We start from the raw sequence: 21,029 nt of genomic DNA, 5'->3' as shown, positions 1-21,029 counted from the left end.
CTTGTCGTTTAACCAGTCTGACGCAATTCGGGAGGGGCAGACGCGTCTGCCCCTCCCGAATGATCAGATACCGCTCAGCTCAGCAGATTCCACGGGCTCATGCCGACGCGGTCGGCAGTGCCACCGGTGCCGCCTTCGTGTCGATCACCGCGGCCTTGGCGCCGTTGGCGGCAGCCACCTCGAGCACAGCAGGAGCAGCGGTTTGCGCCTGCACGTCCGCAGCGGTGAGCGTGACCGTCACCGGGTCGAGCGCGATACTCGCACCTACGGCGATGGCGCCGAGGGCGACACCGTCTGCGGTCACGGCATCCAACGCGACGTTGCCGTCGTTGGTGAGGGTGCGAGTCCAGGTGACGGTGTCGCCCTCTGCAGCGAACCCGTTGCCGTCCGCGTCATCCCACACGCCTTTCACCGTGACCGTGAGATGCGGATTGCGCGCGATCACATCGACTTCGCCGGCGGCGACGGTGATCTCCTGGTTCGACTGCCCGGCCGCCTGCACACTCCAGGTCGTGTCGCCGACGAAGTAGCCGCGATCGATGTCCTGCTGGGTGACGGTGTGGCGCGGAGTCGAGCAGGTGCATCCGTCCCCGGCCGGCAGAGCGCGGTACCGGCAGTTGCCCGCACCGGCCGGCAGGAACGGCGAGAAGGCACCGGCTGTCGGCACGACCGCCGCGGTCACCGGCGACGTGCTGTCGACCCGGAACGAGTACGGCACCTGCTCGCCGACCGCGTAGGGATCGGCGGCGAGGTCGCGGTCGGTGTCTGTGCGCTCGCCGGTGATCGTGGCATCCAGAACACCGTCGCGCAACAGCACAGGAGCACCCTCGTGCGACACGGTCACAGCCGCGACGGATCCGTCCACCGGAGCGACCGTGAACGAGAACGACGGCGTGTACCAGCCGCGGTCGATGTCTTCCTGCGTCAACGTGCGCGTGGGTGTGTTGCAGTTGTACGCGTCGTAGGCCGGCAGATTCTTCCAGCGGCACGCCGTCGGTGCGAAACCGCTGGTGAACGCGCTCTCCGCCGGCGTCACGATCGTCGCCTCGTTCGAAGTGCTCACCACGCGCGTGCGGAACGACAGCACGTCGCCCGCACGGTAGGGGTCGGCGATGATGTCGCGAGCCGCCGACGTATTCGTCAGGCTCAGCGTCGCGCCGAGTATCGATTCGCGCGGCAGCACCATCGTCGCCGTGGTCTGGCTGACCCGGCCATCGGATGCGGTGAAGGCCGCCTGCAGCTTCTGCATGTTGGATGCCCCGGCGGGCGCGGTGAGCTCGACATCGACGGTGACGCTGGCGCCGGGCGCGAGGTTGTCGATCAGCGCGTCGGATGCCGTCCATCCGGTTCCGACGAAGAACGAGGCCGTACCGCTGAGAGGCTCGGCCTCCTGGTTGGTCACGGTGACGGGCACGGCGGTAGCGACACCGGGTTCGAGCGTCGCCTGCGGCACAGACAGGGGTGCGCACACCGCGTTCAGCCAGGCCTCGTCGAATGACGAGAACTGCATGGTGTTGGTGTACCCGGCCTCCCACAGCACGCCGATGCGGCCGTCGCCGATCGCGGTGGCGGTGGAGTATCCGAAGGTGCCGGTCTCGATCGTCCGAAGCCCCGGCCAGGTCTCACCGTCGTCGCAGGAGAGGCGCACACCGCCGTTGGCCCGAGCGGTCGTGCTGTTCGAGTTCGTGAAGAGCAGCTTCTTCGCGTCGGCGCTCCCCTGGGCGGCGTCCGGGTGCAGACGCGTGATCGAGGCGTTGTTCGTGGGATCGGGCAGCTCGGCATCACGGGCGACTGCACCGTAGGTCACACCGCCGTCCGTGGAGATCGCGACCTTGCGCTGCGTGCCGCGGGCATTGTCGCGCGAGTTGAGCATGACACTGCCGTCGGAGAGTTCGACGACCTTGTTCTCGTCCATTGCGCTGCCGGTGTACTCGCCACGCTGCCAGGTCGCGCCGTGGTCATCGGAGTAGACCGAATACGCCTGGATGAGGGTGGAACCGTTCGCCTGGCGGATCTCGCCGGCGTACTGCTGAATGAGGCGGCCCGCGTGCTCGCCGTATTTCAGTTGGATGCCCTCACCGGAGCTGGCGAAGGCGCCACGGACGTCGCCGGCGACCGGGCTGTACACGCCGTTGCTGGTCGTGCCGTTCGAGGTCTTGACGACGTCGGAGATCAGTCGCGGTTCACTCCAGGTGAGCCCCTGGTCATCGGATTGGATCACAGCGGCGCTCATGACCTGGCGGTTCGCGTCGTCGTTGCCGTAGACGCTCCCCCAGAAGCCCTGATCCTTCGAGTAGACGAAGAACGCGAAGACGCGGCCCGTCTCGTGATCGACGACGTAGCTCGGATCGGAGTAGCCGTGCCGGGGTGCGGCCGTCTGCCCGGCCGCGATGATCTGCAGATCGCTCCAGGTCTGGCCGTTGTCGGTGGAGCGGCGCTGGATGATCGAGTTCGGATTCGGCGAGTCGGCAGCACTGCCGGGTCGCGCGTCCCAGGATGCCAGGATCACTCCGTCGCCCAGGTGGGCGAGCGCGGGGATTCGGTAGAAGAAGTTGTCCGCAGTGCGGTCCGAGCCGATGTTCTGCTCGGAGTAGCTGCCCGGGGCAGAGGTCGGATCGGTGAGGTAGCCGGGGGCGGCTGCGGCGTGGGCCGCGGATACGGGGAACACGAGCGCGAGAGCGACAGCACCTGCTGTGCAGACTCGGGCAAGCGAACGCCTGCGGGAGGAGCGGGGGCGATAGTGCATGGACAGACCTTTCTGTACGTGCGAGGTAAGACATCTGATGTCAGATGCTCATACTGTAGCGAGAACGGTCCGGCCCGACAAGGGTCGATTTTCAGTGGGATGCTGGAGCCATGGATGTCGAGCCGCACCTTCCCCGCATCGTCGGCGACGCGTTCGCCGCAGCGGATGCCGTGGCCGCCGGAGCAGTCTGGAAACTGGAGCCCGCCGCGCGCGGCCTCGACTCGAACGTCATCGTTCTGCCCGCAGGAGATGAGATCCAGCGGCACGTCGGACCCGCGCTGGACGTGCTCATCGTGGTGCTCGATGGATCAGGGATGCTTGAGACCGCAGGCGACGCGATCGAGCTGCAGCCCGGCGCGATGGTGTGGCTGCCGCCCCGCTCCGAGCGCCGTTTCATCGCCGGGCCGGACGGCTTGCGCTACTTCTCCGTGCACCAGCGCAAGCCCGGCCTCAGCATCGGACGCTGAGGGGAACCGGCGCCCGCAGCACGTCGAGATTGCGTTGCACCGTCCGGAGGGCATCCGCTGCGGTGGCATCCGACGCGCGTCGGGCGATCTTCAGGCCCAACCAGGGCACGTCGCCAGCGGCGGCGAGCGCCGCGGCCACCTGTGCGTCATCCAACAGCGATTCCGACGCTGGATACGTCGACCGGATCGGCAGATGCGCATCGATCCACGGGTACCCGTAGGGGCTCTCCCCAGCCGCGGCACCCGACAGGGCCAGGCCCGCCAGGTGGCCGGATGCGGCGACCTGCGCGATCTGCGCGGTGACGGCATCCGCATCGCGCAGTTCGATGGCCGAGCGGCCCCAGTTGATCCACAGGCCCATGTCGACGCTCGCCTGCGTGATCGCGGCGATCTCCTGCTCGGCCGTCAGGAATCCCTTCTCGGGCGTCTGCCCGGCGACGAGCGCGTCGCAGTGCTCGATCACGAGCTGCGCGCCGCGCCAGTCCCACGATGCGATCTCCCCCAGTGACCGGGCGAGGGCATCGACCGATCCGGAGTCAGCGCGGGGTGCCGAGTGCAGTGTCACGACGGCGACGGATGCCGCGCTCTCATCGACGATCCGGGCGACATCAGCAGCCACACGCCTGAGGTCGGCAAGCGCGGCAGCCCGCCCACCCACAGACGCCGATGCGATGCCGTACCCCCGGTCTGCGGCCAGCTGCCCCATCACGAACGGGATGGGCGTCACGGCTAGTGCAACGGCAGGCACATTCGCGAGGAACCAGTCGTTGTCGAACTTGTGGATGCCGCCGATCCAGGGGATCTCCAGCCCCGCGACGCCGTCGAGGGCGCAGATGGCGGGCAGGAGCTCACCCTCCAGCTCCGGGTCCCACTCCACGAACGCCGGCGAGACCGGATAGGCGCTGACGAGGATCGGGGCGGTCACTCGGCATCCGCTCCGCGAACAGAACCATCAGCAGCAGCACCATCGGCAGCACCGCGAACGGCACCGACGAACCAGGAAGTGATCGTCGACGGATGGGTGATGGCCGTGCCGACGCACACCGTGAATGCTCCGGCGGCAACGGCGGCGGCGGCGTGCGCCGGGGTGTGAATGCGCCCCTCGGCACAGATGGGCAGGGAGCACCGCGAGGCGATGAGGCGGATCAGCTCAAGGTCCGGGCCCTCCGTCTTCGGCCGCTCCCCCGAATAGCCCGACAGGGTCGTACCGAGGATGTCGGCGCCGGCTTCTTCTGCGGCGATCGCGTCGTCGAGCGATCCGCAGTCGGCCATGATGAGCGCGTCACGCCCGGTCTCGGCGAAGTGCGCGCGCAGGCCGGCGATCGTCTCCGCCAGTGTCAGAGCGTCGGGCCGCGGGCGCCGGGTGCCGTCGATCGCGACGATGTCAGCACCGGCATCCGCCACTGCGATCGCGTGGCCGAGGGTCGGAGTGATGAACACGTCCGACTCGCCGTCCTTCCACAGCCCGATGATCGGCACGGGGAGGCCTGCGACCGCACGGATGTCGGCGATGCCCTGCACGCGGATCGCGGATGCTCCACCGACGATCGCCGCGGCGGCGATCTGCGCCATCGTGTTCGGATCGCGCATGGCCTCGCCGGGGTACGCCTGGCACGAAACGATCAGGCCGCCGTGCAGGAGGGCGAGGGTGTCGTCGAATCTCATCGGTTCCTCCAGGCGGATGCTGCGGCTCCGCGCAGCGGAGCATCGTCGCCGAGCGTACCCGGCAGGATCGGGGTGTTCTGCAGGGCGTCGATCGCGTCGGCCCGAAATGCGGCGAGCATGGGCTGCCACCAGGCCGCACCGATGCTCGGCACACCGCCGGTGACGACGATCCGCTCCGGGTCGAGCAGCGTTGCGGCGCCTGCGAGGGCACGGCCGACGGAGGCCGCCGACTCAGCGAGCGCGCGGGTCGCGATCGGATCACCGGATGCCGCGGCCGCCGCCACGCCCCGAGCATCCGGGGTCTCTGGGTCTCCGCCGAGGGACAGGAAGTGGCGATGCATGCCGATGCCCGATCCCAGCGCTTCAAGGTGTCCGAGCCGCCCGCAGGGGCATCGCAGATGTTCGGCACCGGGAACGGGCATGTGCGCGATCTCACCACCGACGTGGTGCGCGCCGCGCAGCGGCCGGTCATCGGTGATGATGCCTGCACCCACGCCGGTGCCGACGGCGACGATCAGTGCACTGGATGCTCCGGCTGCGGCGCCGTGCCGGAATTCGCCGAGTGCGTGTGCGTCGACGTCATTCTGGACGGCGACGGGGGCCTCGGCATTCAGCAGCTCGCCGAGGCCATGGCGCACGAGGTCGGCGACGCGGGTGCCCGGCCAGTCGGCGAAGGTGTCGGTGGCCGAGACGATCGTACCCGTCGTCGTATCGACGACGCCCGCGGTGCCGATACCGACCCCGACCAGTCGGGTGCCCGGCGCGGCATCCGCCAGCAAGAGCTGCGCGAGCTCGAGGACCGTCGCGATGACGGCCGCGGGTCCGTGAGCTGCGGGCGTCGGTGCCACCCGCGTGGTCAGGGGCTCGTCGTCACGGCCAGCGAGGGCAGCCGCGGTCTTCGTTCCGCCGATGTCGACGGCGAGCACGACCTCGGTCATCACACGACTGCGGCGGGCAGCAGTTCCAGCTTGGCGAGGATGCCGCGCACCCTCTGCACCGCTGCATCATCCAACGATTCGACGGTGTTCGCTATGGTGGCGTGATCGATCAGGCCGCGGGCGTGCATGGCGGCCTTGAAGGCACCGACCCCCGTGGCATCGCCGGAAAGCCCGGTGGGCTGGAACACGATGTCGAAGATGCGGTTGATGCGCTCCTGCTCGGTGCGCGCAGCAACCCAATCACCACGACCGGCGGCGGCAAAAAGCCGCACGTATCCTTCAGCCTCGACGTTTGCGAGTCCGGGAACGACGCCGTCGGCGCCGGCGAGCAGCATCGCGTCGACGACCATCTCGTGGCCGGTGAGCAGAGTGAGTGGACGGCCGGCGGCCTCGTTCGCTGCGAGTAGACGACGGAAGCCGACATCGTCTCCGGACGAGTCCTTCACCCCGTGGATGACGCCCTCGCTGCCGAGCTGGAGCAGCAGTTCGAGGCTGAGCTTCGAATGCACCCGCACCGGCACGTCGTAGGCCCACAGCGGCACGCCGATCGCCGCGGCGACCGTGCGGAAGTGTTCGGCGATCTCAGCCTGCGAATTCAGCGTGTATAGGGGCGCCGTCGTGACGATCGCGTCGGCGCCGGCTGCGACGAGCTTCTGGGCGAGTTCGGCTGTGCGGGCGGCGGTGAGCTCGATCGCCCCGGCGATCACCGGCACGCGGCCCTCTGAGGTGGCGACGATCGTGCGCAGCACGGCGACGCGCTGGTCATCGGTGAGGTAGGCGGTCTCGCCGGTCGAGCCGAGCGCGAACAGCCCGGAGACGCCCGCGCTGATCAGGTGATCGACCAGCCGCTCGAGCGAGGCGTGATCAACAGTGTGATCGGGCAGCATCGGGGTGGCGACGGGTGGGATGACGCCGGTGAAGGTGGGCGTTGAAGCAGACATGTGGTTCCGGTCTTATCTCGTGGGTTCGTCAGTGCGACGAGGTCGGTTCGAGCAGCGAGGGCGCGGCGCCCAGCAGCGTTCTGGTGTAGTCATCGGTGGGGTTGTCGAACACAGCGGCGGCGTCGCCGAACTCGACGATGCGCCCCTTGTTCATGACGGCGATCTCGTCAGAGAGGTACCGCACGGTCTGGATGTCGTGAGAGATGAAGACCATCCCCAGCCCCAACTGCTGTTTGAGGTCGGTGAGCAGGTTCAGGATCTGCGCGCGCACCGAAACGTCGAGCGCGCTGGTCGGCTCATCGGCGATGATCACCTGCGGGTCGAGAACGAGCGCGCGGGCGATCGCCACGCGCTGGCGCTGTCCACCGGAGAGCTGACTGGGTAGGGCATCCAGAGCGGATGCCGGCAACCCCACCAGCCCGATGAGATCGCGGATCTTGCGCCCGCGCGATGCGACGGAGCCGAGGCGGTGCACCTGCAGCGGGTCTAGCAGCGCGTCGCGCACCGTCATCCGGGCATTCAGCGCCGTCGCGGGGTCTTGGAAGACGACCGAGAGGATGCGGCCGAGGCGCTTGCGAACGGCCGGGGTGAAGGATCGCACCGGTTCGCCGGCGAACACGACCTGTCCACTGGTCGGCTTCTCCAGGCCGATGAGCACCTTCGCCGACGTCGACTTGCCGGAGCCGGACTCACCGACGATTCCGAGGGTCTCCCCGCGTTTCACGTTCAGTGAGACACCGGCGAGAGCATCCACGTATTCCCGGTGGAAGAGCGTGGAGCTGCGCGACTTGTAGCGCACGTGCACGTCCTTCAGTTCGATGACGGTTTCGCTCATCGTCCCGCTCCGATCGCTTCGACGGGCGCATCGTCAGGATGCGCGGAGTAGGTGTGCTCGGTGCCGGGAATCTGGCGGCGCACCGGGGTGACCCCCGCGTAGCGCGCCGGGTCGGACGAGCGCGGTGCGAACCGGTCGCCGGCCGGGAAGTCGCGCGGTGACGGCACAACACCGGACACCTGATGCAGGCGGTCCGATCCCGCCTCGATCGAGAGCACGGCTCCCAGCAGGCCCTGGGTGTACTCGTGCACCGGCTGGGTGAGCACCTCGCGTGTGGTGCCCTGTTCCACCACCTGACCGGCGTACATGACGGTGATGCGGTGAGCGAGTTCAGCCACCAGCGCGAGGTCGTGCGAGACGAACACCATCGCGAAGCCGAGCTCGCGCTGCAGGCGCATGAGCAGTTCGACGACCTGCGCCTGCACCGTGACATCCAGCGCGGTGGTGGGCTCATCGGCGATCACCAGCCGCGGGTCGCGGGTGAGTGCCATGGCGATGAGCACGCGCTGACGCTGACCACCGGAGAGCTCGTGCGGGTACGAGGCGAGCGTGCGCTTCGGGTCGAGGCCGACAAGCTCCAGCAGATCCTCGGCGCTGCGCGTGCCGCCGCGTGAGGTGAGCTGCTTCATCTGCGCGCGGATCAGCATGGCCGGGTTGAGGGAGCTCAGGGCGTCCTGGTAGATCATGGCGATGTCGTGCCCGCGGAGCGCGTTGCGCTTTTTCTGGTCCATCTGGAGCAGGTCCTGGCCATCGAACATGATCTTTCCGCGCACGTTCGCCTTGGCATCCAACAGGCCCATGATCGCCAGCGACGTGATCGACTTTCCACACCCGGATTCACCGACCAGCGCCACCGTCTCGCCGGGGCGCACGGTGAAGTTGACGTGATCGACCACATCGACATCGCCGTGGCGGGGGAACGAGATGCACAGGTCCTGCACGTCCAGAAGCGGTGCGTCGTCACCGGTGTAGATGAAGCGATCGGTACGGGCCAGCTCTCGCTCGCGCAGTTGCGCCAGGCGCTCCTCCAGTGGCACGACCGGGGTGCCGGGAACCAGCACATCGGGCACGCCGCTGGGCACGGAGAGGTTGACGGCGGTATCGATCGTGACGATCACATTGGTGTCGTCTGGACCGGCGGCGAGCTCTTCGAGGTCGCTCGTGGATTCTTCGGTGTTGGCAGCATCCGCCGTGATCTTGCGCGCACGTGGCGAAACCATCGAATCGGTCATCGCCTCGGACAGGATGTTCAGGCACAGCACCGTGATCATGATCACGATGCCCGGGAAGAATGTCGCCCACCAGGCCCCCGCCATCAGCAGGCTGCGGCCGGCCGCGATCACATTGCCCCAGCTGGGCTCGGGGTCGGGGACGCCGGCCTGCAGGAACGACAGCGACGCCTCGAAGATGATCGCATCGGCGACGAGAACCGTGGCGAACACGAGCACCGGAGCCATCGCGTTGCGGGCGACGTGTTTGACGATGATGCGTGCGGTGCGCGCACCCATGACGCGCACGGATGAGACATAGTCCTCGCCGTACTGGTCGAGGATGTTGGCGCGGACGATACGGGTGAGCTGCGGCACGTAGAGGAACGCGATCGTGAGGACCAGCACCGGCAGCGACTTTCCGAACACGGCGACGAAGACCGCGGCGAGCGCGATGCCGGGGAACGACATCACAACGTCCATGATGCGCATCAGCACTTCGGAGATCCACTTCGGCGCGGTGGCGGCGATGGTGCCCAGGACGCAGGCCGCGGCGAGCGCGATCGCAGTCGCGCCGAGCCCGATCACCAGCGAGTAGCGGCCGCCGTACACGAGCCGGGAGAAGATGTCGCGGCCCTGCCGGTCGGTGCCGAACCAGTGGTCGGCACTCGGAGGTTGCACCGGCGCGCCGGAAGCAAGCGGATCGTACGCTGTGACCAGCGGCGCGAACACCGCGGCCAGTGCGATGATCGCGAGCAACACGATGCAGATGATGGCGCCCAGAGACAGGCCGCCGAGGCGCAGTCCTGGAGCGGAGAGTCGTTCAGTGAGTTTGCGTCGCATGGTCACACCGCCCGGATTCGGGGATTGATGAGGACGTACAGGAGGTCGACGATGATGTTGATCACGACGAAGGCGAGCGAGACGGCCAGTGTCACACCCTGTACGAGGTTGGGTTCGTTGTTGGTCACGCCGTTGAGGATGAGGGTTCCCATCCCGGGAATGGCGAAGATGATCTCGATCACGACGGCGCCGCCGAGCAGGTAGCCGATACGCAGGCCGAGCACGGTGACCGGGGTGATCAAGGCGTTTCGCAGCACGTTGCGGCCGACGACCACCACGCGCGGGATGCCCGCACCGAGGGCTGTGCGCACATAGTCGCGGTCGAGCTCCTCGACCATCGAGGTGCGCACCACGCGGGAGAGCTGCCCGATCACGGGGACGGCAAGCGCGAGAGCGGGAAGCGTCATGCGTGCGAGCCAGCCAGCCGGGTCTGTCCAGAAATCCGGAAGCGGACCGGATGCCGGCAGCACCCCGAGTCCGAGGGTGAACAGCTGGATGAGCAGGATCGCCAGCCAGAAGGAAGGAGTGGACAGCGCTGCCACACCGAAGACGCGGATCAGCTGGTCGGGCCAGCGGTCGCGGTAGACGGCTGCGAGCACACCGATCAGGAATGCCACGATCACCGCGATGATGAGGCCGAGAAAAGTCAGCGCCAGGGTGACGGGAAAGGCGCGAATGACCTCATCGATCACCGGCAGGCTGCGGGCGGAGTAGGTGCCGAGATCGCCCTGCACCATGCCGAACAGGAAGTTTACGTAGCGCACGAGCAGGGGAAGGTTCAGCCCGTGCGATTCGCGGTAGGCCTCCAGCGCCTCCGGCGATGCGGTTTCGCCCAGCGCGTTGCGCGCGGGATCGACGGGCGAGAACGACATCACGAAGAAAACGAGGAATGTGATGCCGAGGATCATCAGCGGCAGTTGGAGGAGACGCCTGCCGATGAGACGGAGCGTGTTGGACACGTGCCGTTCCTTCCGGTTGGTTCGGGGTTCTGGGTTCGCGGGGGTTGCGGGGGTGCGCCCGGGGGAAGCGCACCCCCGCGGTGGGGTGCGAGCCGGTTACTTGGCGATCACGCCCACGTCGAGGAACGACAGTCCGGTGGTCGGGACCGGCTGGAAGCCGCTCAGCTCTGCGCCGTTCCATGCGGTGGGCAGCTGGCGGTGGAACAGCGGGTACAGGCTGACCTGCTCCGACATGAGATCGAAGGCCTGGCCCCAGGTCTCGCCCTGTTCGGCACCTTCCTGCTGCGCTGCGCCCTCGATCAGGCCGCGGAGCTCGGCGAACTCCGCCGTGTCAGCCCACTGGGTACGGGTCTCAGTCCAGACGCCGGGCGCAAACCACCAGTTCATCAGCAGGTCGGGGTCGTTTCCGAAGACGGAGGGGTCTCCCGGTGCGATTGCGACGGTGTAGTCACCCGAGTCGACGCGCTCGTAGACGGCTGCCGACTGCAGGATCTCGAGGTTGACCTTGATGCCGACGGCATCCAGGGACTCCTTGATGAGCGGCGCGACTTCCTTCACCCAACCGGTGTCGGTCATCAGCAGGTCGATCGACAGATCGGATACGCCCGCCTCTTCGAGAAGAGCCGTGGCCTTGTCGGCGTCGTAGGTGTAAACGGTCGACGCCTCCTGGTAGTCCGGGTGATCCTTGGGCAGGAACGAGGTGGTAGCCTCGGCGTTGCCGAGCATGCCGGTCTCAATGATCTTGTCCATGTCGAGTGCGTAGAACAGTGCCTGGCGCACGCGCACGTCGTCGAACGGTGCGGCCTTGGTGTTAAACATCGCAAAGAGCAGACCGAATGACTGCACCGTCTCAACATCGACCGTGGCCGCGAGACCCTCGGCATCGATGTAGGGGACGTCTTCCATCGCCTGGATCGTGCCGGTCGACATCGCAGTGACACGAGCGGATGCATCCGCAAGCAGGTTCCAGTTCATGCCGGCAGCGAGCGCGGGGCGCGTGCCGTTGTAGTCCTCGAAACGCTCGAACACGACCTTGTCCTCGGGCGTGGCTGAGACGAGCGAGTACGGGCCGGTGCCGACCGGGTTGGCGCCGAACGCCTCCGGGTCTTCCTCCACGAGCGCCTGCGGGACGATCTTGACGATTCCGAGGCGATCTTCGATGAGCGAGAACGGGAAGTCGGTGGTGATCCGGATGGTGTCGTCGTCGACGGCGGTGACCGTGTCGATGAAGTCGATGTAGCTGGTGAACAGCGAGTTGTTGGCCGGGTCGAGGACGCGCTCATAGCTGTAGATGACGTCGTCGACGGTGACCGGATCACCGTTGTGGAAGGTCGCACCCTCACGGATGTCGATCTCATAGGTGGTGTCGTCGACCTTTGTGGGCATATCGGCGGCGAGCGCCGGATAGGCCTCACGCGTCGCGGGATCGAGATCGACGAGACCCTCGAAAATGTGCCAGTTCGCTGCGACGGTGACGGCACCGGATGCCACCATCGGATCGAAGCTGCCACTGAGGGCGTAAGAAATGCCGGCTTCGATGATGCCGTTCGGGTCGATTTCGCCCGATGCTGCTCCGGGTTCGGGTGCGTTGGTTGCTCCGGCGCTGCAGCCGGCCAACACGACGGCTGTGGCGACTGTGCCGGCAACCGCGATGGCGAATCGACCACCGCGACTGCGGGTGATGTTTCGGTTCATGTGTGCTCCAGGGTGGGGGGTGTCGGACATCTTGAGGACATCTGATGTCTGATGTACTCTAAACACATGATCGTCCGAAGCACAAGAGTGGGATGATCGAGTCGTCGTCGCGAATGCACATTACGCAGTACGAGAGGTCCAGAAGATGAACTCCACCCAGAGTCGAGCGTCACGCATGCGGCGCTCCACCACGGCGGACCAGATCAAACAGCTCATCCTCTCGCGGGAGCTCTCCCCTGGTGACCCGCTCCCGACTGAGGCCGAGCTGTGCGAGACCCTCGACGTTTCGCGATCGTCGGTTCGCGAGGCGATCCGCACCCTTTCGACGCTCGACATCGTCGACGTGCGCCACGGCCACGGCACCTATGTCGGAGGGATGTCGTTGGCACCCATGGTCGAGACGCTCGTCTTCCGGGGCGTGCTGAATCCCGAGGGTTCACTGGATGCGTTGCGCGAAGTAGTCGAGGTGCGCCTGGCGCTGGATCTGTCGATGGCCGAACGCGTGGTCGACGCGGCTCAGGGGGAAGAAGACCCCGAGCTGGATCAACTCGTTACCGCGATGATCGAGAAAGCCGAGCAGGGCAAGCTCTTCCTCGAAGAGGACCGGATCTTCCACACCGCACTGTTCGATGCGACCGGCAATCACCTGGCCGGGCAGCTCGTGGGCGCCTTCTGGGACGTGCACACCGCCGCGCTCCCCCAGCTCAGCATTGCACCTCCCGCCGATATCCACCACACCGCGAAGGCGCACGGCGACATGCTGCGCGCGGCGCGCGCCGGAGACGTCGAAGCATATCGGCAGGCCGTCGTGGAGCATTACGCTCCGCTGCAGCGGAGCCTCGCTCAACTGGATTGATCGCGCCGGAGCATCCGGTGTCCTACGGTGATCGTATGGCTGACAATCCGATCACTGATGCTCTTGTCCTCATCACCGGCGCCGCGCGCGGAATGGGTGAGATCTATGCCCGGCGCGCGATCGCCGCACACGCGCGCGCCGTCGCGCTGTGGGATATCGATGAGGAAGCCGCCACCACCCTCGCCACGGAGCTTGCACAGTCCGGCATCGGGGTGCGCGCCTACCGGGTGGATGTATCGCGCCAGGAGGAGATCGCCCGCGGCATCGAGCAGGTGCGCGTCGACTTCGGCACGCCCGATGTGATCATCAACAATGCCGGGATCGTGCGCGGTGGCCCGTTCTGGGAGGACGATCCGGAGCGCGACATCGAAGCGACGATGCGCATCAACACGCTGGCGGCGATGTGGCTGACCCGCGAAGTGCTGCCGGCGATGATCGCAGACACTTCACGCCCGAAGCGCATCCTGAACATCGCCTCCGCCGCGGGAACGCTGGCGAATCCGAATATGAGCGTGTACGCGGCATCCAAATGGGCACTGATCGGGTGGGGTGAATCCGTGCGCCTCGAGCTGCAAGCCGCCGGGCACCGGCACATCAAGGTGACCACGTTCTGCCCGAGTTTCGTATCGACCGGCATGTTCGAGGGTGCGCGCGGTCCGCTGCTGACGCCGATCATGACTCCGCGACGTGCCACGTCAGCGGCATGGAGCGGGATGCTGAAGGGCACGCCCATGGTGCTGCGCCCGTGGACCGTGAAACTCGCGATGGCACTGCGCGGAATTCTGCCGACGCGGGCATGGGATCTCGTGGCCGATCGGGTATTCAAGGTGTACTCATCGATGGACCAGTTCACCGGGCACGCCGGTAGGTAGTCTGGTGCTCTCGCTTTTCTGAACCCCTGGGGGACGCACATGTCGGTTGGTCTGCTCGCCGTCGTCGATGACATTCTCGCCGCAGCGCTCAAAGCGTCGGCGAAATCCGCCGGTGTCGTGATCGACGATGCCGCAGTGACCCCGCAGTATGTACAGGGGATCACCCCGGCACGCGAGCTGCCCGTGGTCGCGAAAATCATGCTCGGCTCACTGGTGAACAAGTTCGTCATCATCATCCCGATCGCCCTGCTGCTGACGGCGTTCGCGCCGTGGGTGCTGCCGTATCTGCTGATCATCGGCGGTGCGTATCTCTGCTTCGAGGGTTCCGAGAAGGTGCTGGAGTGGTTCGGCTTCCATCACGGCCATGTCGAAGAGGGTGCCCGTAACGAGAACAAACTGGTGTGGGGTGCGATTCGCACCGACCTGATCCTGTCCACCGAGATCATGCTCATCTCGCTGTCGAACCTCGAAGCCGGCCTGAGTTTCGGGATGACCCTGGCCATCCTCGCCGTCATAGCGGCGATGATGACGGGAATCGTCTACGGCGCTGTCGCACTGCTGGTGAAGATCGATGACATCGGGCTGAAGATGGCGAAGAACCCCTCCCGGCGTGTGCGCCATGCCGGCGCTCGGATCGTCCGGTCGATGCCGGCGGTGTTCCGGGTCATCAGCGTCGTGGGAACCGTCGCGATGCTGTGGGTCGGTGGGCACCTGCTGCTGGCGAATCTCGGCGAGGTGGGGCTGGTCTTCTTCAGCGACATGCTGCACGGGATTCACGAGCTGCTGCTGCCGCTGGGCGGCGTGGTGGCATGGATCGGCGAGACGCTGGTTTCGGCGATCGCCGGGCTCGCGGTCGGCCTGATCGTCGTGGGTATCGTCCTGCTGATCGGGCGGATGCTGGGCAAGCGACCGTCGTTCACCGAGGGCGGCGACTCGCCGATGAAAGTGGCCGCAGCGGCGTGACCTGTTCTCCACAGCCCGCGCCGGATGAGGAGTTATCCACAGTTCCTGAATAGCCCCTGACCTGGCATTTCAATGTCGGTGGCCCCCTGTTCAATAGGAGTATGACATCCCTCGCAGAGCAGTTGGAGCGCATCGATCGGCAGCTGGCCGACGCGATGACGGATTCTGCGGTGCGTGGCGGGGTACGACTCGTCGACGATGGTGAGCTTCTCGACGTCGTGCAGGCTATGGGGCGTATCCAACGCCGGTTGGATGGTGCGATCGTCGAGGCCACAGATCGTGTGGTTGAGCGGGATCAGTGTGAACGTGCGGCACGACTGAGCACACAGCTCGGATGCCGGGATGCTGCCGAGGTGTTGCGGCGAACGCTTCTTGTCGACGGGTATGCCGCCCGCCGGTACGTCACCGCGGCCACTGCCGTGCACCGGGAGTTCGACATCACATCGGGCGGGCTGCTGCCGGGGCGGTTTCCCCAGCTGGCCGCAGCGCTGGCTGATGGGGCGATGTCAGTGAGCGGGTTCTTGGCCTGCACGGTGCCACTGCAAAAAGCCGCGCGGATCGGGCTCGCCGATCGCTTGGCCGCAGATGCGGTGCTTGCGCGGTTCGCGACTGGGCTCCCGCTGGACGGCGATGGTGGTGATGACGCGGACGGTGGCGCGGACGGTGGCGCGGACGGTGGCGCGGACAGTGCCGCGCGCGGTGACGGTGGCGAGAGCGCACCGCCGCCGACGACCGATGAGTTGGCCGGACTCACCGCGCACATCATCGCCCGCCTCGACCCGGACGGCGCCGAGCCGAAAGACCGTGCGGGCAAGCGACGCCGCTACTTCACGATCGGACGCCTGCGGGACGGATCCGTGCCCGTGCGCGGCGAGCTGCTCCCGGAGGTCGCCGCACAGCTGGAGAAGCTGGTCGACAGCCTGATGAACCCGAAAGCGGATGACGAGGCTCGCGCTGGAGGTCCCGTGCGATTCCGCCCCTCCGACGACGACGTGAGTGATGACGAGGGCAGTAATGACGCTGACGCCGACCCCGAGGCCGAATACAGCGCCACGCCTGCTGCCGCGACCGCCGATGATGATGCGGGGCTCTTCGACCGCGCCGATGGCCTCCCGGCTCACAAAGCCGCATCGCCTCCACCTGAGGCGGCCGATCTGCGCACGCATGCGCAGAAGCGGCACGACGCGTTCGCGAGCATCGTGATGGTCGCCGCAGCATCCGGAGGCATGCCCACACTCAGCGGCGCTGCGCCAACCCTCGTCGTGTCCGTACGCGACGAAGACTTCGCCAACCGCACCGGGCGAGCCACCGTGGAGGGCGCCGGATACGACGTCCCCCTCGGCGCCGCCGACCATGCGGCATGTGCAGGCGGGGTCGAACGAGTGCTCTTCGACGAGCATGGCGCGATCGTCGCGATCAGCACCAGTGCGCGCATTTTCACCGGCCGTCAACGCCAGGCAATCGTGCTCCGCGACCGAAAATGCCTCATTCCCGGGTGTGACATCCGTGCGGAATGGTGCGAGATCCATCATGTGATCGAACACGCCCGCGGCGGGCCGACCCACACAAGCAACGGTGTTCCCCTGTGCTGGCATCACCACCGCACCCTGGATGAGCAAATCTGGCAGGTTCGCATGCGCAACGGGGTGCCCGAAGTCCGCGGTCCCACCTGGTGGGATCCCTACGGAAAATGGCGATCGCCCCACCTGGACTATCGAGCCGTCGACGAAGCCCTCGACACCGAGCGCGTCGCCGCGTGGGCCACCTGGTGAGTGCTCACACGCCCCATCAGGGTATTGTTCCGAGTGAACACACACGTGCTCCGGGGTCGGTGTAATTCCGAACCGGCGGTCATAGTCCGCGACCCGAAGCCCTCCGGGGCCGAGGTTGAACCGGTGAAATTCCGGTACCGACAGTCACAGTCTGGATGGGAGAAGCACGATGGTCGACATTTCGCGGTGACGCGAGAGATCGACCCTCATCACCCTCGGCAGCACCGACGCCGAGAGGATGACCGTGGAACTTCTGCGCTGGCTCGTTGACGCCTTCAACTCCCAATGGATGCTGCCCGGCGGGCAAACACTGCTGATCCGCGAGGTCGTCGGCAACATCTTCGGTCTCGCAAGCGCGCTCGGCGGCATGCGCCGCAGAATCTGGGCTTGGCCCGTCGGCATCGTCGGAAACCTGCTGCTTCTGACAGTGTTCCTCGGGTCGATCCTCAGCCCCGAGCACTCCCTGCCGAATCTGCTCGGTCAGGCCGGACGCCAGGTCATGTTCATCGCGGTCGCGATCTACGGCTGGATCCGCTGGCGCCAGGCGAGAGCCGACAACGGTCAGGTGACCCCACGCTGGGCGCCGAGCGGTGCGCGCATCGGTCTCGTCCTCGTCATGGTGCTCGGTACCCTCGCCCTCACGCCGCTGTTCCGCGTGCTCGGATCATACGAACCGGTGTGGGCGGATGCCTGGACCTTTGTCGGTTCACTCCTGGCGACGTACGGCATGGCCAAGGGGTGGACGGAGTTCTGGCTCATCTGGGTGGCGGTCGACATCGTCGGCGTACCCCTGCTGTTCAGCGCCGGTTACTACGCCACCGGGTTCATGTACGTCTTCTACGGCGTCTTCACCGCGGTCGGCTTCGTCGTCTGGTGGCGAGCGCACACGAACGCCAAACCGAAGATCGACACGATCATGCCGGATCCCCGCGTGGTCGAAGTGGAGGACAATAGGGACTGATGTTCGACAGCCCCCTTTCCGCGTCTGCCTACGAGGTTCTCGGCGTCGACCCGACGGCGACAGACGATGAGCTGCGTCGCGCGTACCGGCTGAGGCTGCGTCAGACGCACCCAGACACCGGCGGTGATGCCGCCGACTTCATCCAGGTGCAGCGCGCCTGGGATCTCATCGGCACCCCCGAGGGCCGCGCCGCATATGACCGCGGGCACGGTTTCTCGGCAGCATCCGATGAACCGAGCTGGGACGGCTGGCAGCCGCCCCGCCCGCAGACCGACACGCGTCCGCGCGCTCGCTCGTACGGACATCCGGGAGGCTGGCGACGCGAGCGCTACCTGCGACTGATCCGCGAGTGGGCGGGCCACGGCGTCGACGTGCCCGACCCCTATGAGCCGGCGCTGGTGCGATCCGCGCCGCGCGAGGTGCGGCGACTGCTCGCCGACGCCCTCGCCGAGGAGGAGACTGCGCGCACCGTCTCGGATCTCGGCATGGGGTTCACCGTGTGGCACGACGTTCAAGCGGGGGCGGATGCCGATGCCAAGCTCGACCACGTGGTGCTCAGCCCGTCCGGGCTCTACGGCATCCTGTCGGAGGATTTCAGCGAGGTCGTGCGGTTCCGTCGTGGCGAGATCATCGGACGCGGCGTGGACGGTCGGGCGCCAGTGGCGACCCTGCTCGCCCGCATGCGCGTGATCGCCAAGGCCGCGCGCGTGCGCTTCGGCGGGGCGATCGTGGTGCTGCCGGATGACGATCTCGAGCAGGCGATCAACGAGCTCGGCAAGGTGCGTGGCATCCCGGTGGTCGTCGTGCGGCGCAGCGCGCTGGCGACCGTACTCCGCCGCGGCGTGCCGGGTGCGCGCGACATCGGCGGCAACGAACTGTTCGATGTGCGCACCCGACTGCAGCAGACCGTGCGGTTCGTGTGAGGGTCACATCCTCCCGGGCTCTCGCCACGATCGAGGCGAAGGCAGCATCCGCCGGGTTCGCGCTCGATGATACGCAGCGCGAGCTGATCGCTGAGCTCGCACGCGTCACCCGCGCGGATGGCAGCCTGTTCATCCACGGGCCAGCCGGACGCGGGAAGTCGTGGATCGCGAACGCCTACTTCGACGCGTTGCCGACGCCGCGCAAGACCCGCGTGCACTTCCACGGATTTTTGGATGCTCTGCACCGCAGCATCCATCGCCGGCGCGACGAGCAGGATGCCGTCGAGCGCGCGATCGACGATGTCGTGGGCGATTCCCGCGTGCTGTTCTTCGACGAATTTCATGTGCACGACTCCGGGGACGCCCGATTGCTCACCCGGTTGCTGGAGCACGTCTTCCGGCAGGATCTGATCGTGTTCGCCACGTCGAACTATGCACCCGCCGACCTACTGCCGAACCCTGTCTGGCACCACATGTTCGAACCGGGAATCGCGCTCATCACCGAGAATATGCAGACGTTCGAGCTCGCTGGTCCGACCGACTACCGCGCCACCCCTCAGGATCATTCGAGCGGTTTCGCCGCCGGCACGTGGACGCACACCGTCCCAGAACCTGCGCCAGCCGAAGATGAGGCGACCTTCTCGCCTGTGCGGGGCCGCGAGTTTCCGGTGCTCGCGATCCGCGAAGACGAGCTGTGGATCTCGTTCCATCAGCTCTGCGAGACGCCGACCTCGACAATCGAGTATCTGGAGTGGGCGCGCATCCATCCGCGTTGGGTGGTGACCGACGTGCCCGCCTTCGATGTCGTCGACCGCGAAGCGCAGCAGCGCTTCATCAACGCCGTCGACGTGATCGCTGACCTCGGCGTTGCGACGACCTTCGTCTCGACGCACACGCTGCCCGAGTTCCTCGCCGCAGCGACCGCTCGGCCCGACGCGTTTCGCATGGTGAGCCGAATGCAGTTGCTGCGGCAAACCGCCGACAAGCGAATGGCCTGACCCCGCACACGGCCTGACGCGCACACGGCCGGACGTGCACCGCTCAGACGCCGAGCGCTCGAGACGCTGCGAGGAACACCTCCCACTCGGCGCGCAAGGCCGCGAGGTTCTCCTGTCCGAGATCAGTGACCGAGTAGACCTTGCGAGCAGGGCCCGAAGCGGCTGGCTCCCACACGGCGGAGATCGCACCCTCGGCTTCCATCTTCACGAGAGTCGGATACAGCTGGGCACCCTTGATCGGCTGGAGGCCCGCCTCGACGAGCGCCTGCGAGATGCCGTACCCATGTCGGGGCTGCGCCGCCAGCACGCTGAGGATCAACATCGGCATTGACGCTCGCTGCCAGGATGCGAGGCTCACTGCGCCTGTCCTCTCGGTCGATGCCGCCAGTTCATGTAACCGGTGACAACGCTGCTGATGAAGAGAAAGAGCATGGCGGGCTCCTTCCACGCACCGAAGGACCCGGTGAACGAAATCAGGACACACAGCATCAGCGGGACCCCGACGCCGAAGGAAGTGCTCCAGCGCCAGCGGCGTACTGCTGCGCTGTTGTCCTCAGCGGCCAGAGACCGCGCGAACGCGACCGGATGGCCGAACTCTCCGTAACAGTCCCCGTGCGCGGCAGCTCGAACACTGCGCTCATGCTCCCGAGCGGCCTTCTCGGAGATTCCGCGGCTGCGCATTGCGCCACGAAAGCGGGCGAGCCACTCGTCATCCGACCAGGCGGATCGGAGGGGCCGCCGAGGAACCGCACGCGCCACCAGGAGTACAGCGACACCGGGCAGCACCATGGCAATCATCAGCATCCAGATCGGCACGTCGGCGAACAGCGTACGGTCGGGGTCCGCGTTCGCAGCCACGCCGACGCAGGCGAGCATGACCGCAACACCTCCGACGCCGAAGCCGATCGCCCATCTTGCTCTGCCGGCGATGAAAAGCGTCCAGGCGAGATTCGCGGCGATCGTTGCGGCGGCAATGCCGAGCACGACCCACAGTTGCCCGACGCCGATGTCGGTTCGCCACACACCGCGAGTCAACATCACCAGCGCACTCGAAGCACCCAAGAACGTCAGGGCCGTGCCGGTGTAGGCGAGCGCCTGCCGCAGCCCGCCACCCTCTGAAGCGGCAACGGCTTCATCCTCAGTCCCGAGCGCAAGAACATCTTCCCGGGCGATTTCCACCGGGTCGCCGAAGAGAACATCGGCAGACACGTCTGCCGCGTGCAGCGACGAAATCAGCTCACGCGCCCGTTCTTCGCGAGCCTCCGAGGGAACACGGGGGTGCGCAACGGCAACCATGTATCGCGAGGCCCACTTCTTGTCGCGCTCCGGCCAGTCATCGATTGACGCCATGCTCATCCCTAGTATCTAGATACATTTCGTATCTAGA

At 66.7% G+C, this 21,029-nt stretch carries 19 protein-coding genes and 1 riboswitch; of the genes, 8 read left to right on the top strand and 11 right to left on the bottom strand.

Annotation, left to right across the window (positions count from 1 at the left end; all coding sequences use genetic code 11):
- Positions 1–97 precede the first annotated feature (97 nt).
- A complete protein-coding gene (locus tag ACSS7Z_RS06840; RefSeq protein WP_438253755.1) occupies positions 98–2,746 on the bottom strand; it encodes a sialidase family protein in 2,649 nt (882 codons plus the stop codon).
- Between the two features lie 110 nt (positions 2,747–2,856).
- Between ACSS7Z_RS06840 and ACSS7Z_RS06835 the strand changes: the two genes are divergently transcribed.
- A complete protein-coding gene (locus ACSS7Z_RS06835) occupies positions 2,857–3,213 on the top strand; it encodes a cupin domain-containing protein (RefSeq protein ID WP_438253754.1) in 357 nt (118 codons plus the stop codon).
- Here the strand turns inward: ACSS7Z_RS06835 and ACSS7Z_RS06830 are convergent.
- The 8 genes from ACSS7Z_RS06830 to ACSS7Z_RS06795 form a co-directional block, all read right to left on the bottom strand.
- A complete protein-coding gene (locus tag ACSS7Z_RS06830) occupies positions 3,197–4,138 on the bottom strand; it encodes a DUF4862 family protein (protein WP_438253753.1) in 942 nt (313 codons plus the stop codon). The two genes, ACSS7Z_RS06835 and ACSS7Z_RS06830, sit on opposite strands and share 17 nt — an antisense overlap.
- Entirely contained in the window at positions 4,135–4,878 is a 744-nt protein-coding gene (locus ACSS7Z_RS06825; protein ID WP_438253752.1) for an N-acetylmannosamine-6-phosphate 2-epimerase, read from the bottom strand. The genes ACSS7Z_RS06830 and ACSS7Z_RS06825 overlap by 4 nt, the downstream gene beginning before the upstream one ends.
- Positions 4,875–5,816, bottom strand: a complete 942-nt coding sequence (locus ACSS7Z_RS06820; protein ID WP_438253751.1) for an ROK family protein — start codon at positions 5,814–5,816, stop codon at positions 4,875–4,877. The genes ACSS7Z_RS06825 and ACSS7Z_RS06820 overlap by 4 nt, the downstream gene beginning before the upstream one ends.
- The gene (locus ACSS7Z_RS06815) at positions 5,816–6,757 is read right to left on the bottom strand and encodes a dihydrodipicolinate synthase family protein (RefSeq protein WP_438253750.1); all 942 of its coding nucleotides are present in this window, start codon (positions 6,755–6,757) and stop codon (positions 5,816–5,818) included. Before ACSS7Z_RS06815 ends, ACSS7Z_RS06820 begins: the two co-directional genes overlap by 1 nt.
- Before the next feature lie 28 nt (positions 6,758–6,785).
- Positions 6,786–7,592, bottom strand: coding sequence for an ABC transporter ATP-binding protein (locus ACSS7Z_RS06810; RefSeq protein ID WP_438253749.1), 807 nt, complete (start codon positions 7,590–7,592; stop codon positions 6,786–6,788).
- Positions 7,589–9,643 carry a dipeptide/oligopeptide/nickel ABC transporter permease/ATP-binding protein gene (locus ACSS7Z_RS06805; RefSeq protein WP_438253748.1) on the bottom strand — a complete coding sequence of 685 codons (2,055 nt, stop codon included), beginning with the start codon at positions 9,641–9,643 and terminating at the stop codon, positions 7,589–7,591. Before ACSS7Z_RS06805 ends, ACSS7Z_RS06810 begins: the two co-directional genes overlap by 4 nt.
- Positions 9,644–9,645: 2 nt before the next feature.
- Positions 9,646–10,602: an ABC transporter permease gene (locus tag ACSS7Z_RS06800; RefSeq protein ID WP_438253747.1), complete on the bottom strand. Its 957-nt coding sequence runs from the start codon at positions 10,600–10,602 to the stop codon at positions 9,646–9,648.
- 96 nt (positions 10,603–10,698) lie between these two features.
- Positions 10,699–12,297, bottom strand: a complete 1,599-nt coding sequence (locus tag ACSS7Z_RS06795) for an ABC transporter substrate-binding protein (protein ID WP_438253746.1) — start codon at positions 12,295–12,297, stop codon at positions 10,699–10,701.
- A 145-nt stretch (positions 12,298–12,442) separates the two neighbouring features.
- On the opposite strand from ACSS7Z_RS06795, the gene ACSS7Z_RS06790 reads away from it, so the two are divergent.
- From ACSS7Z_RS06790 to zapE, 7 genes are all read left to right on the top strand, one after another.
- Positions 12,443–13,153, top strand: coding sequence for a FadR/GntR family transcriptional regulator (locus ACSS7Z_RS06790; RefSeq protein ID WP_438253745.1), 711 nt, complete (start codon positions 12,443–12,445; stop codon positions 13,151–13,153).
- Between the two features lie 35 nt (positions 13,154–13,188).
- Positions 13,189–14,025: an SDR family NAD(P)-dependent oxidoreductase gene (locus ACSS7Z_RS06785; protein WP_438253744.1), complete on the top strand. Its 837-nt coding sequence runs from the start codon at positions 13,189–13,191 to the stop codon at positions 14,023–14,025.
- Between the two features lie 39 nt (positions 14,026–14,064).
- Positions 14,065–14,988 (top strand): DUF808 domain-containing protein, encoded by a 924-nt coding sequence (locus tag ACSS7Z_RS06780; protein ID WP_438253743.1) that lies wholly within the window; start codon positions 14,065–14,067, stop codon positions 14,986–14,988.
- A 101-nt stretch (positions 14,989–15,089) separates the two neighbouring features.
- Complete coding sequence (locus ACSS7Z_RS06775) at positions 15,090–16,760, top strand: HNH endonuclease signature motif containing protein (protein WP_438253742.1); 1,671 nt, start codon at positions 15,090–15,092, stop codon at positions 16,758–16,760.
- 42 nt (positions 16,761–16,802) lie between these two features.
- Positions 16,803–16,931: riboswitch (FMN riboswitch) on the top strand.
- Positions 16,932–17,004: 73 nt separating this feature from the next.
- Positions 17,005–17,721, top strand: coding sequence for a nicotinamide riboside transporter PnuC (pnuC, locus tag ACSS7Z_RS06770; protein WP_438254270.1), 717 nt, complete (start codon positions 17,005–17,007; stop codon positions 17,719–17,721).
- Positions 17,721–18,644: a J domain-containing protein gene (locus tag ACSS7Z_RS06765; RefSeq protein ID WP_438253741.1), complete on the top strand. Its 924-nt coding sequence runs from the start codon at positions 17,721–17,723 to the stop codon at positions 18,642–18,644. Before pnuC ends, ACSS7Z_RS06765 begins: the two co-directional genes overlap by 1 nt.
- Entirely contained in the window at positions 18,641–19,642 is a 1,002-nt protein-coding gene (gene zapE / locus ACSS7Z_RS06760; RefSeq protein WP_438253740.1) for a cell division protein ZapE, read from the top strand. Before ACSS7Z_RS06765 ends, zapE begins: the two co-directional genes overlap by 4 nt.
- A gap of 43 nt (positions 19,643–19,685) precedes the next feature.
- On the opposite strand, the gene ACSS7Z_RS06755 is transcribed toward zapE, so the two are convergent.
- Positions 19,686–19,970 carry a PadR family transcriptional regulator gene (locus ACSS7Z_RS06755; RefSeq protein ID WP_438253739.1) on the bottom strand — a complete coding sequence of 95 codons (285 nt, stop codon included), beginning with the start codon at positions 19,968–19,970 and terminating at the stop codon, positions 19,686–19,688.
- A 26-nt stretch (positions 19,971–19,996) separates the two neighbouring features.
- Positions 19,997–20,998, bottom strand: a complete 1,002-nt coding sequence (locus tag ACSS7Z_RS06750) for a hypothetical protein (protein ID WP_438253738.1) — start codon at positions 20,996–20,998, stop codon at positions 19,997–19,999.
- Positions 20,999–21,029: the final 31 nt, after the last annotated feature.

It is taken from the genome of Microbacterium wangyouchuni, from assembly GCF_051546305.1.
Taxonomy (GTDB): Bacteria; Actinomycetota; Actinomycetes; order Actinomycetales; family Microbacteriaceae; genus Microbacterium.
This window is presented reverse-complemented; position numbering and strand designations above follow the sequence as displayed.

Coding starts and splice junctions, on each gene's coding strand:
- ACSS7Z_RS06840 (WP_438253755.1), bottom strand. CDS start 2,746: ATGCACTATCGCCCCCGCTCCTCCCGCAGGCGTTCGCTTGCCCGAGTC.
- ACSS7Z_RS06835 (WP_438253754.1), top strand. CDS start 2,857: ATGGATGTCGAGCCGCACCTTCCCCGCATCGTCGGCGACGCGTTCGCC.
- ACSS7Z_RS06825 (WP_438253752.1), bottom strand. CDS start 4,878: ATGAGATTCGACGACACCCTCGCCCTCCTGCACGGCGGCCTGATCGTT.
- ACSS7Z_RS06820 (WP_438253751.1), bottom strand. CDS start 5,816: ATGACCGAGGTCGTGCTCGCCGTCGACATCGGCGGAACGAAGACCGCG.
- ACSS7Z_RS06815 (WP_438253750.1), bottom strand. CDS start 6,757: ATGTCTGCTTCAACGCCCACCTTCACCGGCGTCATCCCACCCGTCGCC.
- ACSS7Z_RS06810 (WP_438253749.1), bottom strand. CDS start 7,592: ATGAGCGAAACCGTCATCGAACTGAAGGACGTGCACGTGCGCTACAAG.
- ACSS7Z_RS06805 (WP_438253748.1), bottom strand. CDS start 9,643: ATGCGACGCAAACTCACTGAACGACTCTCCGCTCCAGGACTGCGCCTC.
- ACSS7Z_RS06795 (WP_438253746.1), bottom strand. CDS start 12,297: ATGAACCGAAACATCACCCGCAGTCGCGGTGGTCGATTCGCCATCGCG.
- ACSS7Z_RS06790 (WP_438253745.1), top strand. CDS start 12,443: ATGAACTCCACCCAGAGTCGAGCGTCACGCATGCGGCGCTCCACCACG.
- ACSS7Z_RS06785 (WP_438253744.1), top strand. CDS start 13,189: ATGGCTGACAATCCGATCACTGATGCTCTTGTCCTCATCACCGGCGCC.
- ACSS7Z_RS06780 (WP_438253743.1), top strand. CDS start 14,065: ATGTCGGTTGGTCTGCTCGCCGTCGTCGATGACATTCTCGCCGCAGCG.
- ACSS7Z_RS06775 (WP_438253742.1), top strand. CDS start 15,090: ATGACATCCCTCGCAGAGCAGTTGGAGCGCATCGATCGGCAGCTGGCC.
- ACSS7Z_RS06765 (WP_438253741.1), top strand. CDS start 17,721: ATGTTCGACAGCCCCCTTTCCGCGTCTGCCTACGAGGTTCTCGGCGTC.
- ACSS7Z_RS06755 (WP_438253739.1), bottom strand. CDS start 19,970: ATGCCGATGTTGATCCTCAGCGTGCTGGCGGCGCAGCCCCGACATGGG.
- ACSS7Z_RS06750 (WP_438253738.1), bottom strand. CDS start 20,998: ATGAGCATGGCGTCAATCGATGACTGGCCGGAGCGCGACAAGAAGTGG.